General features: G+C 46.2%; 14 protein-coding genes. 4 read left to right on the top strand and 10 right to left on the bottom strand.

Going from position 1 to position 15,075, the window contains the following annotated elements; genetic code table 11:
- The first annotated feature begins 350 nt into the window (after positions 1-350).
- Positions 351-3,863: a S8 family serine peptidase gene (locus V1501_RS20175; RefSeq protein WP_409290657.1), complete on the top strand. Its 3,513-nt coding sequence runs from the start codon at positions 351-353 to the stop codon at positions 3,861-3,863.
- A 221-nt stretch (positions 3,864-4,084) separates the two neighbouring features.
- On the opposite strand, the gene fabZ is transcribed toward V1501_RS20175, so the two are convergent.
- The 9 genes from fabZ to V1501_RS20220 all read right to left on the bottom strand — a co-directional run bounded on the left by fabZ (position 4,085) and on the right by V1501_RS20220 (position 11,401).
- Positions 4,085-4,516: a 3-hydroxyacyl-ACP dehydratase FabZ gene (gene fabZ, locus V1501_RS20180; protein ID WP_409290658.1), complete on the bottom strand. Its 432-nt coding sequence runs from the start codon at positions 4,514-4,516 to the stop codon at positions 4,085-4,087.
- 89 nt (positions 4,517-4,605) lie between these two features.
- Positions 4,606-4,917, bottom strand: a complete 312-nt coding sequence (locus V1501_RS20185; protein WP_409290659.1) for a putative quinol monooxygenase — start codon at positions 4,915-4,917, stop codon at positions 4,606-4,608.
- 97 nt (positions 4,918-5,014) lie between these two features.
- Positions 5,015-5,269, bottom strand: coding sequence for a DNA-directed RNA polymerase subunit beta (locus V1501_RS20190; RefSeq protein WP_409290660.1), 255 nt, complete (start codon positions 5,267-5,269; stop codon positions 5,015-5,017).
- 206 nt (positions 5,270-5,475) lie between these two features.
- Positions 5,476-6,366 carry a hypothetical protein gene (locus V1501_RS20195; RefSeq protein WP_409290661.1) on the bottom strand — a complete coding sequence of 297 codons (891 nt, stop codon included), beginning with the start codon at positions 6,364-6,366 and terminating at the stop codon, positions 5,476-5,478.
- A 296-nt stretch (positions 6,367-6,662) separates the two neighbouring features.
- Positions 6,663-7,502 carry a flagellar hook-basal body protein gene (locus V1501_RS20200; protein WP_409290662.1) on the bottom strand — a complete coding sequence of 280 codons (840 nt, stop codon included), beginning with the start codon at positions 7,500-7,502 and terminating at the stop codon, positions 6,663-6,665.
- Positions 7,503-7,534: 32 nt separating this feature from the next.
- Positions 7,535-8,374 (bottom strand): flagellar hook-basal body protein, encoded by an 840-nt coding sequence (locus V1501_RS20205; RefSeq protein WP_409290663.1) that lies wholly within the window; start codon positions 8,372-8,374, stop codon positions 7,535-7,537.
- A gap of 328 nt (positions 8,375-8,702) precedes the next feature.
- The gene (locus V1501_RS20210; RefSeq protein ID WP_409290664.1) at positions 8,703-9,707 is read right to left on the bottom strand and encodes a rod shape-determining protein; all 1,005 of its coding nucleotides are present in this window, start codon (positions 9,705-9,707) and stop codon (positions 8,703-8,705) included.
- A 154-nt stretch (positions 9,708-9,861) separates the two neighbouring features.
- Positions 9,862-10,134 (bottom strand): sporulation transcriptional regulator SpoIIID, encoded by a 273-nt coding sequence (spoIIID, locus tag V1501_RS20215; protein WP_026696020.1) that lies wholly within the window; start codon positions 10,132-10,134, stop codon positions 9,862-9,864.
- 373 nt (positions 10,135-10,507) lie between these two features.
- The gene (locus V1501_RS20220; RefSeq protein WP_409290665.1) at positions 10,508-11,401 is read right to left on the bottom strand and encodes a peptidoglycan DD-metalloendopeptidase family protein; all 894 of its coding nucleotides are present in this window, start codon (positions 11,399-11,401) and stop codon (positions 10,508-10,510) included.
- A gap of 336 nt (positions 11,402-11,737) precedes the next feature.
- Here V1501_RS20220 and V1501_RS20225 point away from each other — a divergent pair, with 336 nt between their 5' ends.
- From V1501_RS20225 to V1501_RS20235, 3 genes are all read left to right on the top strand, one after another.
- Complete coding sequence (locus tag V1501_RS20225; protein WP_409290666.1) at positions 11,738-12,448, top strand: SH3 domain-containing protein; 711 nt, start codon at positions 11,738-11,740, stop codon at positions 12,446-12,448.
- Between the two features lie 280 nt (positions 12,449-12,728).
- Positions 12,729-13,478: a L,D-transpeptidase family protein gene (locus V1501_RS20230; protein WP_409290667.1), complete on the top strand. Its 750-nt coding sequence runs from the start codon at positions 12,729-12,731 to the stop codon at positions 13,476-13,478.
- Between the two features lie 162 nt (positions 13,479-13,640).
- Complete coding sequence (locus tag V1501_RS20235; RefSeq protein ID WP_409290668.1) at positions 13,641-14,042, top strand: VanZ family protein; 402 nt, start codon at positions 13,641-13,643, stop codon at positions 14,040-14,042.
- Here V1501_RS20235 and spoIID read toward each other — a convergent pair.
- Positions 14,026-15,054, bottom strand: a complete 1,029-nt coding sequence (gene spoIID, locus V1501_RS20240; RefSeq protein WP_409290669.1) for a stage II sporulation protein D — start codon at positions 15,052-15,054, stop codon at positions 14,026-14,028. The genes V1501_RS20235 and spoIID overlap by 17 nt on opposite strands.
- Positions 15,055-15,075 lie beyond the last annotated feature (21 nt).

The following is a 15,075-nucleotide window of genomic DNA, read 5'->3' on the forward strand; positions in this document are numbered from 1 at the left end:
TTTCCTTAGCGTTTCCGTTTGGCCGCAAATTATGAGGAGCACCCCTCCCAGCGCCTTTTGCCCATTTCCTTTAAAAACTTTTCTTGCTTTTTCATCCATTTCTTCTCTAAATGTTTCAAAAGTTTTAATAAATCTCCTCTATTTCAGCTGATTTCTTAGTTTTTTTTTATAAATATTAAAAAACTTGTCGAATACTCCTTACAGGAATTTTAAATATTTTAAAGAATTTAAAAAATCATGAAACTTTTTCCATTTCGCTGCGTCTATTAAGTGCTGGGCTTTTTCTGAAAAAAAAGAGAACAGCTTCCAGCATCGATAGAAAACAATCATTTTTTAAACGGGGGTAAATTATGAAGAAACTATTGAGGAATCTGGCCATCGCGGGTGTTTGTGCCGCTCTGGTTCTGCCAGGCACGGCAAACGCCAGCCTAAAGTCAGACCTGGCTAAAGCAAAAAGTGAAGTATTTGAAAAAAACGGCCTGCGTACGTTCAAATCCTTTTCAGCATCTAAGGACGGGGCACAAAAAGAAGCCAAAAAGCCGCAGTTCAGTGAAGACACGATTGTCATTAAATATAAGAATGCACTCTCACGGGCAGAGCATACCAGGCTTGGAGCCGTTGTGATCCGCCAGGATGCCGGCCAGAAGTACATAGTCGTCAAGGTGAAGAATAAAGCCGCCCAGGAAAAGGCTCTCAAATATTATTTGAAAAATAAAAATGTTGTGACGGCACAGCCTTCTGTTCTTTTCCACAAATTCGGCACAACCGACCCGAAAGCATCAAAGCAGTATCATTTGTCCATGCTGAAAGCAGGCGAAGCCCAGTCTCTGGCAGGCAAGCGCAAGGTGAAGGTTGCGGTCATCGATACTGGAATCGACCTGAAGCATCCGGAGCTGAAAAACAAGGTCATCAGTTCCGTGAATATCATCGACCCTGCAAACCCGGGGCAGCCTGACAGCCACGGCACACATGTTGCAGGCATCATTGCAGGCGAGAAGGGCAACGGCATCGGCGGATATGGCATCAACCCTAATGCCGACATATTATCCATCGATGTCTTCTCAAGGGGATCCGCCACCAATGACTATACTATCGTCCAGGCCATCGACAAGGCCGTTGAGCAAGGTGCCAGGGTCATCAATATGAGTCTGGGTTCATACGGAGCCTCCCCGATTCTTGCAGATTCAGTCAAGCGGGCTATAGCCAAGGGAGTAACCATCGTGGCGTCGGCAGGCAATGAAGCATGGGACGAGCCTTCATACCCTGCTTCTTATGAGGGTGTTATCAGTGTAAGCTCATTGGACAGCAAGAAGTCCCTGTCCTGGTATTCCAACTTCGGGCCATCCGTTGATATTGCCGCACCAGGCGAAGAGGTTTATTCCTCCATTTATGAACCCGAAAGGAAATCGAGCTTCCGTAATATGAGCGGCACCTCCATGGCTGCTCCGGTTGTGGCAGGGGCAGCTTCCCTCCTTTTAGCCAAAAATCCGTCGCTCACGCCTGCACAGGTGGAATATATCCTGAAAGCCACCGCCCAGGATCTTGGAGCAAGAGGTTATGATACAAAGTATGGCAGCGGACTCGTCAACCCAACTGCCGCACTGAAATATAATGTGAAAAAACTGCCTGCAGCTATTACGAAAAAATGGACAGATAAAGAAATTCAAAATGAGGCACAGGCCGTCTCTTCCCCATTGAACCTGACGAAGGCAATCACCAAGCCGGGTGAGCAGCACTGGGTTAAGTTTGCAGTAAAAGAAGGCGAATATATCCAGACTTCCCTTAAATCATTTACTCAATATGACCATAAGCTGACGGTCAAATTCTTTGGTGATCAGCAGTATCAAAGCAGTGTGATCAATAAAGTACAGGACGGTAAGATAGAAGGCAGGCTATTTAAAGCTCCTTTTACAGGAGTAATGGCTATTGGGGTGCAGGATGTAAATGGCAATTACGATCCGTCATCCAGCCATAAAGATAAATACACATTAAAAGTCACCACCCTTTCCGAGCTTCCTGAGGACACATCCTCACTTACAAATATGAATGGAATTACTTCAATACCATTCAAAAGCTCTAATAACACCTTCCTCTCTGCTGACAAGGAAGACTATGATTACTTTACCTTCAAAGCAGACGGTGACTACCTGTATAACCTGAATATCTCTGGAGTTGCCGGCGTCAACAGCATGATCCATGTCTACCGTGAGGACTCTCTGTTCCCTCAGCCGGAGCCTGGAGAGACTCCAATCCCCGAAGATGAGAAAATGGCGATGCTGAAGGAAATGCTTGAAGGCAAGAATGCGGTTCCTGGTGAATTTACAAGCAACCGGGGAGGCTCCGGTGAAGGGGAAACGCTCTACTTCCAGGGTGAAAAAGATACAAAGTACATTGTGAAGGTTACGAATAAACCATCATTCAGCGATGAAGATTTCTTTTTCTTCTTCTTCGGTACAGGTTCCGAATCCAGCCTTGATGCTGAGCCGTCTGCGATTCCTTATACACTGAATCTCACGGCTTCCGAAGCCGTTCCGGATGAAGACAGCCTTCCGTTTGAAGGCGGAGAAGAGGAAGAAGGCGGAGAAGGTGACGGCGATCTGAATGGAGACGGCCAGTATGATATCGAGGACGAAATCCTTTATATGGAGCAGCTGATCCAGCAGTACAAAGAAGCCGCCCGCCCGCTCACACTCGGGAAGAACGGCGAAGGATATCTCCAGAGCCCGGAAGATTTAGATCTCTTTATGTTCAAGCCTGATAAGTCAGGATATTACAAGTTCAATACTCCAGTAGTTAACGGCCAGGCGTTCACTGTGGAAATCGCAAAGCTGACGACAGAGGATGTTGGGGATGGCAAGAAGATCCTTAATCTGTCTCCGGTTGGGGATAATCTAAACTGGAGCGGCTGGGGCGCCCTTAACAGCTCATTCCATACAGGCCTCAAAAAGGGAGAGACTTATTTCATGGCAGTCACCCCGAACTGGTTTGCCGATGACTTTGCTCTTCAGAAATATTCAATCGGTACTTCCTACCTGTATGCGGATCAGTCCGATAAATATGAAGAAAATGACCTTTTCAAAAACCAGGCCAAAAAACTGCCTGCAAACGGCAAGGTGACAGGCAATTTCGCGATGCCGAACGATATGGATGCGTTCACCTTCTCTCCTTCTAAAACAGGCGTTTACCAGGTGCTTGCAGAGGATGGAACCGTGTCGGCCGCTCTCCGTGCCAAGCTTCCGAAAGAGCTGTTCACTAAAGTGTATAAGCTGCCTGTTATCATTGAAGACGTGAATAAAAACGGAAAATATGACGGAGCGGATTACGAGCATATTTCCATCATCGAAGCCGGAATTGAGACGGGCACCACGCACGGTTCCTTCAAGGCCGTGAAAGGCAAGAAGTACTTTATCGTAATGGACCGGTTCCTCGAAAGCGGCACATTAAGTCTCGTGCCTTATAATTTAAGTGTTGTGCCTGCCAAGACAGTTGATGAGGATGCCAAATCAGTAATCAAGAATAACAGGCCGTCCAAACCTGTTGCATTGAAGGCTTCAGGAAGCAAGGTCTTGAAGGCTTCCGGCTACCTGAATGCCGGCGTGAAGTTCGGAGATGAGGATTGGTTCACCTTTACCCTCAAGAAAGATACAGCCGTCACCATCAGCCTTGCTGCAGGAAAAGAAACGGATATGAATCTGTCCCTTTATAAGGACGGAAAGCTTTTAAGCAAAGCGGATTACTATCCGGAGGGTGATGATGAAGTCATGATCCGCACCCTTAAAAAGGGAACCTATCATGTAAAGGTCCGTGACTTCTTTGGCAACTCCTCCATCAAGCCGTATGAACTGAAAGTGACCATGAAATAAAAAAAGGGAAGGGGCCCAGTGCTCCTTCCCTTTTCGCTTATGAAAGTAGAAAAGCTGGCCTGCGATGCAGACCAGCCCTTTTTTTGGGAGAACATATGGCTTACCAGACCATATCATTTTTCTAGCTGAGTAATTTTTATGCTATTAAACTTACACTATTATATTAACACCAAAGACCTATTTCTAAACAGTGGTTCTTTACATTTTTTTAGAAAATTTTTCTATTTTTTATCTCCCAATGCAAAAGTAATTTCCGCTTCACACACAACATCCCCTTCGACCGTCGCCACCGCTTTTCCTTTGCCGATTGGACCGCGTGAACGGACAATCTCCACTTCCAGGCGGAGCTGGTCCCCAGGCTTCACCTGCTTCTTAAAACGGCAGTTTTCAATGCCGGCAAAAAAGGCAAGCCTTCCCCGGTTCTCCTCTTTTTTTAATACGGCAGTGGCTCCGACCTGTGCCAGCGCTTCAACAATCAGCACACCCGGCATGACCGGATAATCAGGGAAATGACCGTTGAAAAATTCCTCATTGGCCGTCACATTTTTAATGCCTACAGCCCTTACGCCTTCTTCCATTTCAACAATCTTATCAATCAGCAGAAAAGGGTAGCGATGTGGAATGATTTCTTTAATCTGGTTTATATCAAGCATATGTTTTACCTCCAGCAGAATCTTTTCCTTCATCTTACCACGAATAAAGCAAGATTTAAAAGCTGGTTATATGACTTAGTACTAAAATGTTAATCTGTCAGTCCTTTTCCGCCAAGCGGACAAAGTGCCGCCATCCGCTCCATACCTGTAATCAGCGGCCTGGCCTGCTGGATAAGCGCCTGGACCGACTCTTGCGATAAGGAATTCTTATGCGCCTCCTCGCTGGTCCATACTTCATAAACGAAGACCGAATGATCATCCTCCTGCGTAAAGCTGATTTGATACGCCTCACATTCCTCCATCGCCCCAAGCTCCCTTGCAGCCTGGAGCAGGATGGCGGCAAGCTGGTCGCGCTCCCCCTCTATTGCCGTAAATCTGCCGAAAAGCCCGAATTTCTCCATCTTCCAGTCCCCTTTATTCCTTTTACAGATTGTTTCTTCAGGAACTGTGGAAAATCCTTTAAAAAAGCAAAAATACCGCCCTTATAAGGACGGCTTTCTACCTGACATCTTTATTGACAAGGTCCCCGATATGGGTCCATGTTGATTTTTTAAACACATCAAACGGCTTGCCGCTGCCAAGTATGCTGTAGCCTACCATGGCACCCGCTGCAGCCGAGAAGGCAATCAGAAAGGCTACAATGATCAGGCGGAGCCAGATGGGGATCAGACGGACACGAATTTTCCCGCGGGCCTTCCCTGCCGGCTCTTTTTTCTCTTTTTCTTTACGGAATTCTTCTCTCGATACGCTCATCGGTTCCATCCTTTTAGCTGCCTCTCCTTCTAACGTGGCTGGTTTCGTTTATTATACCCTGTCTGGCCGGCTTTGTTAACTGGGGAGATGGAAAAAACACTCATAATACAGTTGGGGTAATCTAATGTAATCTTCCTCTCCTAATCAATGCTGCCATATCTGAGCATACATTAAATGCAAAAAAAGAGGGCCATTCAACGGCCGCCTTAGTGGTCAGCATTCTTCTTCATTTTAATCCCCTTCTCTTTCCCCTCTCTCAGGGAGATTAGAACGAGAAAGATTCCTAAAAACAATGATCCTATCGGGTATAATAACGGGAAGAAAATAGTAGGATAAGCCGTCCAGGCACTGGTGTAATAGCCAACATTTGAATGAACGACCATCCCTTCATTCATCATTAGGGTCTGAAGTCCATTACGTTCATTGAAGGTAAAATTCTCTTTTTTTATCGCGCCCGCGGCCGTATTATTCAGTTTATATAATGTGTAGTGCAGATTTTCGTCTGGAAGCATCCCCAGCATCCTGTCAGATTTCATTGTGATGATCTCTCTCGGTTTTCGCACCAGAATATAAAAGTGCTCACTATCGACTTTTTTATCTTCGACTTTCAAGAATGCAATATCACCATAGTAACGGTTCAAACCCCGGTCTTCACTTCTTACAGGGTAGCCTCTTAATGTTTCCAGCTCATTCCCATTCACTTTAAGTGTCAAATCCGCAAGAACCATTTTATACTCCCAGGCATCCACAAACGGCTTCTTATCCTTCTGCAAAGATTCAACAATTTCAATTAATTGACCTTTATACTCTAAGGAGGATGATGTCGCTGGATACCCTTCATTAACATCTTTCACTGAATACCGATTTTCCATATTTACATTATGGACCAGTTCCATGCCCATTTTGGTACTTAACGGAAGCGAAACAGCTGTCAGAATAATCCTATAACTAAAAGAAATTTCTTCAACATAGCATAGCACCTCCCTGGCTATCTGCTGATATAGGGCAGCTCCTTTGTTAAACTTGGGCAGGCCGTATTCTGATATCCAAAAAGCAAAAGGGCAGCCTTTTTCTGCCGCCCTTCTTACTCCTATCAAGTCTCTGCTTTTCGAATCATTCTGACTGCTGGACCAGTTTATCTATCATAGGGCTTCTAAGTAGTTAAATTTGAAAAGCACCGTCCTCCGCTTTTCTGTTACTGTCCAGCTCCAAGCTGAGATCCTCGAGTCATAAGCCAAGCCGGGCATGGAAAGAAGGACGCTTTCCACACCCGCCTCGTCTTATGCTATTCGGATCTCTGCCTTCCTTTTTAGTTTAGAAGATTTATTAATTATGCAATTCATCTCTTTTATAGATGGTATTGTATGGAAGGCACCGCTTTCCGCTTTTCTATTTACCGTATCCCATTCACCAATCCTGCCATCTGGTCCGCCTGGGTTATGGAGCGGGACTGGAATTGGTAGGAGCGCTGGACGTTGAGGAGGTCGGTCATTTCCTTGGACAGGTCTACGTTGGAGTTTTCCAGGGTTCCCTGCTGGAGGGAGATTTGGTTCCTGAGGCCTCCATCTAGCCGTGTGAGTACTTCGTCCTCTGTGACACCGAGTCTGTTCAGGCCGCCTGGGAGTGTGTACAGGTTTGTTCCCTGCTGCTCAAGGAAATGGGGCTTCTTCACTGACACAATGCCAAGATTGAAGGCTTGGACGTCTCCGTTTTGCATTGCAGCTGTGAGCTGGCCGTTTTCGCTTATGACCAGGTTGTCAATTTCGCCGTTGATTACAATCGGCCTGTCCTGTTCATCCAGAACGGCGCTGCCATTGCCGGTGACAAGGGCCATGGAATTGCCGGTATTGCCTGCAGGAGTCAGGTAGAAGGCGCCGTCACGTGTGAAGGCGGTTCTGTTTTGGTCGCCGCGGATCCGGAAGAAGAGGTTGTCCTTGGTGAGGGCCACGTCCAGGTCACGGTCGGTTGTTTTGAGGCTTCCCTGTGTCAGAACCATCCGGGACTGACTGAGCTTTGCGCCGGTTCCTACCCGGATTCCGTCCGGTGTGAGCCTTCCTTTTTCCTTATCGGGGCGGCCCTGGTTCTGGAATTCCTGAGCCAGGAGGTCGGTGAAATAAGTTTCCTTCCGCTTATAGCCATTGGTTTGGACATTGCTCATATTGTTGCTTATGATATCCATCCTCTTTTGAAGCTGGCTTAGTGTATTGGTTGCTGTGATCATCGTTCTATTCATTGCTTTTTACCCCCTGCTCGGAACTTCATTGATCAGCCGATCCGCCCGATCTCGTTCACTGCCTTGTCCATGCTTTTATCATAAGCCTGAAGGACCTTTTGGTTCGCTTCAAAGGCACGGTAAGCTGTCATCATATCTGTCATAGTCTTGGCCGGGTCAACAGTGGATTGTTCGATTGAGCCTTGCTGGAGCTTGAATTCCACTCCGTTCTGGCCATAGGCGCTCTGGATGTCCTGGCCCGCTTCAGCGCGGAATAGGCCATCCCCTTCTTTTACCAGCCTGTATGGGTCAGCGGCAAATGCGATGCCGAGCCTTGCAGACTCACCATTGCCCTCGCTGATGACACCATCCTCGCTGACGGTGAAGTTTTCACTTTCCAGCTGGATTCGGTTCCCGGCCGCATCCAGGACATAATTTCCGCTTGGTTCTGTCAGGAATCCGGCCGCATCAAGCGTGAAGTTTCCGTTTCTTGTATACCTGACTTCACCGCTGCCATCGGAGACGGTGAAAAGGGCTGTGCCCGGACGCCCGGTTTCCGGGTCCAGGGGCATGGCCCCATCCAAGAGGGCGATGTCTGTGCTGCGCTCTGTTTGAGTGATGTCTCCCTGCCTGAAGTTCGGCATCGCTTCCTGCATATATACACCGGTACTGATGTCTCCAATTTTCGTGTTCCTAGGGAGTGTCAGTCCTTTTGAAGTCGGGATATTCTCACTTTCCATCCGGCTGAGGAGCATTTTGGGAAAGGCCCTCATGGAAGACTGATCAGCCTTATAGCCGGGTGTATTGGCATTTGATATATTATTGGTCAGCATTTCAGTGCGGCGCTGCTGGGACAGCATACCGGAAGCTGCTGTATAAAAACCTCTGAGCATATATATTCACCTCATAATAAGAGAGAAAATTTTTGTGGAATCTCTATAGATATATATATCGGCAGGCTGTTTCTATTTTTAATCGAATAACTGGAGTTTTTTTATAAAAAGTGTTTTAATCCGGGGCTGTGGTGGTATAAATTATAAAAAATAAGGGCTCTGCTGTTCTACCTTCCCATAAAGACAGCAGGCCCTTATTTTTTTGCGTTCATGAAACGGCTCTCTTCCCGCAGGAGTCCCGCACCTTTCGTTCCAATCAACCGTCTCTAATAATAAGTTTGTCTCCCAAACCTCAACAAACACAATATCTTAGAAAAGAACCTGAGCATTACACAACAAACTTACGTTTTGGCAGTTTGTCCATATTGTCGAGCATGATTCCTGTTCCGATGGCTACGCAGTCCATAGGATTTTCGGCCACCAATACCGGGACCTTCAATTCTTCAGCCAGGAGCTGGTCTATTCCGTGCAGCAGTGCGCCGCCGCCTGTCAGGATGACGCCGCGGTCGATGATGTCTGCAGAAAGCTCCGGCGGGGTCCGTTCCAGGACGCTTTTGGCTGCCTGGACGATGACTGCTACAGACTCCTTCAAGGCTCCGCTGATTTCTTCCGATTTGACCGAGATGGTCCTTGGCAGCCCTGAGACCATGTCCCGGCCCCGGATATCAATTTCCTCGTCGCGGCTTCCAGGGAAGACGGTCGCCACTTTGATTTTGATTTCTTCGGAGGTGCGTTCCCCGATCAATAATTTATATTTGCGTTTTATGTAATTCAGGATTTCGGCATCAAACTTGTCGCCAGCCATCTTGATCGATGATGAAGTCACAATGTCTCCCATGGAAAGCACAGCCACATCTGTCGTCCCTCCGCCAATATCCACTACCATATTGCCGCTGGGCTGGAAAATGTCCATACCTGCGCCAATGGCTGCGACCTTCGGCTCTTCTTCAAGGAAAATCTTTTTGCCGCCGCTTTTCTCGGCTGCTTCCTTGATGGCTTTCTGTTCTACACTTGTGATGTTGGTAGGGCAGCAGATCAGGATGCGGGGCTTGGATAAAAGGCCCTTCACATTTAATTTATTTATAAAATGCTTGAGCATTGATTCCGTGACGTCAAAATCGGCAATGACCCCGTCCTGCAGCGGCCGGATTGCGACAATATTCCCAGGTGTTCGGCCAACCATCCTCCTGGCTTCCTCACCTACTGCGAGCACCTTATTTGTATTCTTATCAATGGCAACTACCGACGGCTCATTCAATACGATCCCTTTACCCTTAACATGTATCAGCACGTTAGCAGTCCCAAGATCGATTCCAATATCTCTTGCGAACATAACGGTACACTTCCTCCTTATTACTCCACTGCTAAAATTTAGAAATACGTTCCAATTACCTATTTTATCACAAACTCCAGGGGACAGTCCCCATTTCCCGGATTATTTCCAAAATTAAAAAATGCCGGACACAATTCCGGCACTTCTCTTTGTTTTATTTGACTGTTTCTTCTTCATACTCCGGTTTCTTGTATTTCATTTTGGTTGCTTCGCCGCCCCTGAGGTGACGTATTGATTTGTGATAGTCCAGGATATCTTTCACTTCGTTTGCCAGCTCCGGGCTGATTTCCGGGAGCCTCTCTGTAAGATCTTTGTGGACAGTACTTTTGGATACACCAAACTCCTTCGCAATCACGCGAACCGTTTTTCTTGTCTCCACGATATACTTTCCTATCTTGATAGTTCTTTCTTTGATGTAATCGTGCACACCACTCGCCCTCCCTAAATTGAAGTTGAGAAGTGTGAAATGAGCTTCGCCCTATGTATATAAAACTATTTTCCCTGTCAGCATATGAATGTATATTCAGCTAAATTCCCAGTCGCAGATAACGATCCCCACCTCAGCCACTCTCTGTTCACCAGTTTTTGTAAGGTTTGTAACAGTTTATTAGCTTGGTTCAGAATATATACCCGAATTTCTGAATAGGGACAGGCCGGGCCGGCAAGGTTTTTAAATTCCCTGTACATTAACAACGATTATTTCCCGAGAAATTTGTCGACCACTGTCCGATGGCACACAAAAAACCCGCCATAAAGGCGGGTTTCCTGTTCAGTTGCTATTCAAACGGGAAGTTTGACGTTTAGTTATTTTTTGTTGGTGTTTCAGTTGAATTCTGTTCTTCATCAGAAGAGGTATCTGTGCCTTGTTCTTTATCTTCAGCTTTTTCGCTGCTGTCTTCTTTGGATTCAGACTTGTCTTCTTCTATTGTGCTTTCATCCTGGACGCTTTTTTCAGTGTCTGCCTTATCTTCATCCACCTGCTCTGTTTTCACAGGGGCAATGCTTGCTTCCTGAAGGTCAGCCAGCGACTTTTCAAAATAGCTCTTTGGATTCACTGCCATATTATCTTTACGGATTTCAAAGTGAACATGTGTGCCGGCTTCTTCATTCAGCAGGCTTTGTCCGGCTTTGGCAATCGCCTGTCCTTTAGATACCTTGTCCCCAACCGCGACGTTCATGTCTTTTACAGAAGTATAGCGAGTCACGATTCCCTTGCTGTGTTCAATTTCAATCACATTTCCAAGGACTGAATCTTCATCCACCCGGGTCACTTCACCGCTTAGTGAAGCAATGACGTTAAAGCCTTTGCCGTCTTTCATGGCAATGTCCATGCCTTTATTCTGTTCAAACGTGTTATTGTAGTAAACCATAGCTGCTTCCTGCTCTTCCTTAGAACCATTCGCATCATAGAAATCTTTTTTGACGACTGCATTGTCCTGGTCTTTTACCGGCATTGAGAAGTTTTCTAATCCTCGGTTCGCTTCAACGGCTGGCTGCTTTTCATTTTTGCCAAGCTCAGCTGATTTTTGATTCCCGGGATTGCTTGATTCACTGCCCGTATTCTGGTACCAGATCACTGCTGATAATACGATTGCTGCACATAGGATGTAGATTGCTGGAAGTGCCCAGCGCTTACTTATCATACGCTGGAAATTTGATTTTTGAGAAGTCCGTTTCTTTTCTTCCTCTCTCATGATTATCACCTCATCAGCCATTCTGAACAGAATTCAGAAAATATATACACACCCCGAAAAAATTTTTTCTGATTAGTGTTCTACAGAGGCGGAAGCATTATGCACTAAAAGGAAATATTTTATAAAACCTGAGGTTATTCAAAGGGCATTTTTAAAATCAGGATGGAATTTACTTACAGTTTTGTTATAGTAAATTAAAGGAAATCACATTCTACCGAAGCCTGTTTATATTTCTTTGAGCTGAAGTTATGACGGCTTTACTTAGGACAGCTGCAAGGAGTGAAAGAAAAGAGTTGGTTTACATTTACCAGGGTAAACGGGATGAGGAGGAAGAATATGAAGAACAAGATGATGAAAGGGATACTGGCTTTTATCCTGATATTATTGGTCTTCGCCCCTGTCAATCAGGCAGAAGCCGCTGTTAAAACAGGGGTAGTCGATGTATCAAGCGGAACATTGAATGTTAGAAGCGGTCCTGGGGTGAATTACAAAAAGGTTGGTTCTCTAAAGAACACGGCAAGGGTGACGGTCTATTCCATTAAAAGCGGCTGGGCCCAAATTCTTTACGCTAAGAAAAAAAGGTATGTTTCTGATGACTATTTAAGATTCTACAGCACCATGTCACCCGCTGCTGCAAAAGCCATTTCTGACAAAGCATATAATGCACAGCTAATTAGCAAGAGCAAAAGTTACACCAAAAAACAGATTTATGCTATTCTATCCCCACAGTTTACCCAGTCCTTTATAGACAGATATTTCACACAGCAGTTTAGATCTGCTGGCAAGGATAGTAAAGGAAACGCACTGTATCATATCCTCGAAACCGATACTTGGGGACTATCGCTGTACCCACTGGATTGGCAGGCGAAATATCAGCCAGAGAAGCCGACCGTTACTCACTTTGTGAAAAACGGAAAGTCTTATTTATATATCTCACAATACCGCATCAGTGAAATGGAACGAAATCACACCGCCACTACATGTTTTGTCAAAGAAGGAAACAAGTGGCTGGTGTTCGATCAACGTGTTAAATTTGATAAAAAATAATTTCTCTTTCTAAAAGTCTGTCATTCCATCAGGAAATTAGGTTAATAAACCAGGTGACTTACGCTCTAGGTGCTTCAAAGCCGAGGAGGCTCACCGCCTGCCCGCGGAAAGCGAGCGCCTGCAGCGGAGATCAACCTTACGAACGGAGAAGGCGATTGAGCAATCGTCTTCTTTTTTAATGTTTTGGCTCAAAATAGTTCAGCCGTCTTTCTATATTTTTGTAAAGTCCCCACTCCTCCCCTCATAGGATAAACAGATGAAAAAATCAGGGGGGGAGTCTTTGTTAAAGAAACTAGTCATTTTATCCGTATTCTTGCTCATTAGCATTCTCGGATTCAGCGGGCACAGCATTTATGCCGCTGAAAGCAGGCTCATTGTGATTAATAAGGCGAATAATCAGCTTGCATTTTATAAAAACGGAACTCTGTCAAAGGTGTTCAAAGTGGCGACAGGCAGGAAGCCGTCCTATACACCCGAGGGGAAGTTTAAAGTGGTGAATAAGATCGTCAACCGGCCTTATTATACGGGGCATATACCAGGGGGCGACCCAAGGAATCCGCTCGGGAACCGGTGGCTGGGGCTGAATGCCAGGCAGACCTGGGGAACGACATATGCGATTCATGGCAATAATAACCCGGCATCCATCGGGACATATGCGAGCGGCGGATGCATCAGGATGTATGACGGTGAGGTTGAATGGCTGTATACCCAAATTCCGGTCAATACCCCGGTAATCATCACTTCGGCCGCAAAGTCCTTCAACAGCATTGCAGCCTCCTACGGCTTCAAGGTAAAGGGCGGAGACACAGCGCCTGCACCCCAGCCTGCAAAGGTACTGAAGAAAGGAAGCCGCGGACCGGAAGTGTTTGAACTGCAAAAAAAATTGACCTCCCTCGGCTACAGCACCAAAGGCATCGATGGGATCTTTGGTTCAAATACGGAAAAAGCCGTGAAAACCTTTCAAATGAAAAAAGGACTTAAAGCGGATGGTATTGTGGGGAGTGCCACCAAAAAGGCACTTGGCATCTAATCACACTGATGAGGGCCGGCTGTACTTCTGACAGCCGGCCCTTCCCCTGTTATAATTAAAACATGAGTTTTAAACTAACAGCCTCTGCAGGAAAAGAAACTGGACAAGAGCAGGAACAAACACAATTAGGCGCTGTCATGCTGAAATGAAAAGAGGAATACAGTGAAGAACGCATTCAGAATCATCATCAGCCTTCTGCCCTTTCTATATATGGGCCTGATTTGGTTTCTATCAAGCAATCCGGATGATCTGGTGGTGGAATTAAAATCCTCAAGGATTGATTCCTTTATGAAAGAATCTCTGCATCTCATAGAATTCGCCATACTCTATCTATTATTTGCGGCCGCATTAAAGGTAAATGGAAGGCTCACTCCCGCCTTGAATATGATGGCCGCCATAGCAGCCGGTCTTTACGGGGTGCTGGATGAATATCATCAGTCCTTCATCCCGTCACGCAGCTCCTCGCTGATTGATGTCATTAAAGACGTAACCGGCGTCATTATTGCCTGGCTGCTGGTCAAACGGGGAGCCAGGCCCCATATCCCGTTTATTTCCCGGCGGTGATTTTGGTAAGGTACGGGGCAGCTTCAGTGATTTTTGCGCCCTGGTAGTAGTGCTTGACGATATCGGTGTATTTTTTCCCGGCCGCGGCCATTCCGTTCGCCCCGTACTGACTCATGCCAACTCCATGGCCGAAGCCTTTGGTGTAGATGACAATTTCACTTCCCTTTCTGATCCAGGAGAAATCGGTGGATTTAAGGCCGAGCTTTTCCCGGATCTGCTTTCCGGTAAGTTCTTTACCGCCTATTTCCACCTTTGCCACCCGTTTTCCTGCCGTCTTGGCCGTTATCGTGCCCACCACCGCTTTATCCGAAAGCTGCACGCCAAGCTTATCTTGAAAATCTTCAATGGAGAGAGTTTTCTGGCTGTAGAATTTTGGTGAATCTTTGTCCCATGGACTTTCTACACTCTTCAGGTATGGAATTTTATTAGGCCAGTAGTCCTCAGAGTTTTCCGTATATCCATTGCTCGTTGAAAAGAAGGTCGCTTCAATTGGATTCGATTTATAAGTAAGAATTTGTCCGCTGGTCTCTTCAACCGCCGTTTTTATTTTTTTAATTTTCCAGCTGTAATCCGATTGCCAAAGCGCTTTCAGCTCTTTGTCATTCTTATAGACCTGGTGGGATTCCGTATCTGTCACATTGGCTCCCTCAGGGGCATTTTTAGTATTATTCGTCATCAGCTGCTTAACGATATAAGTCCTGGCAGTCAATGCCTGGGCCTTTAGGGCTTCAGGCTCGAAATTGGCCGGCATCTCGGCCGCCACCACTCCCCTGACATAATCCTCAAGAGGTACATCTTCAATCAGCTGTGCTGCATCTCTGTACACAGCCACATCGAGGGCCGGCCCTTTGTTCTTGTTCATCTGGCTCACCTTCTTTTTATCCTGCAGTTTCTCTGCCAATTTCCCGCTCGCGGGTCCATCTGAAAAAGGAAGCACGAGGATGGCGGGGATCATGAGTGTAACGATTGCTGATATGATTAGAAAAATGACCATAGGTTTGACTGCTTTCAAAATGGCGCCCCCTATACATGT

This window comes from Paraperibacillus esterisolvens (assembly GCF_046237625.1).
GTDB classification, from domain to species: domain Bacteria; phylum Bacillota; class Bacilli; order Bacillales; family DSM-1321; genus Paraperibacillus; species Paraperibacillus esterisolvens.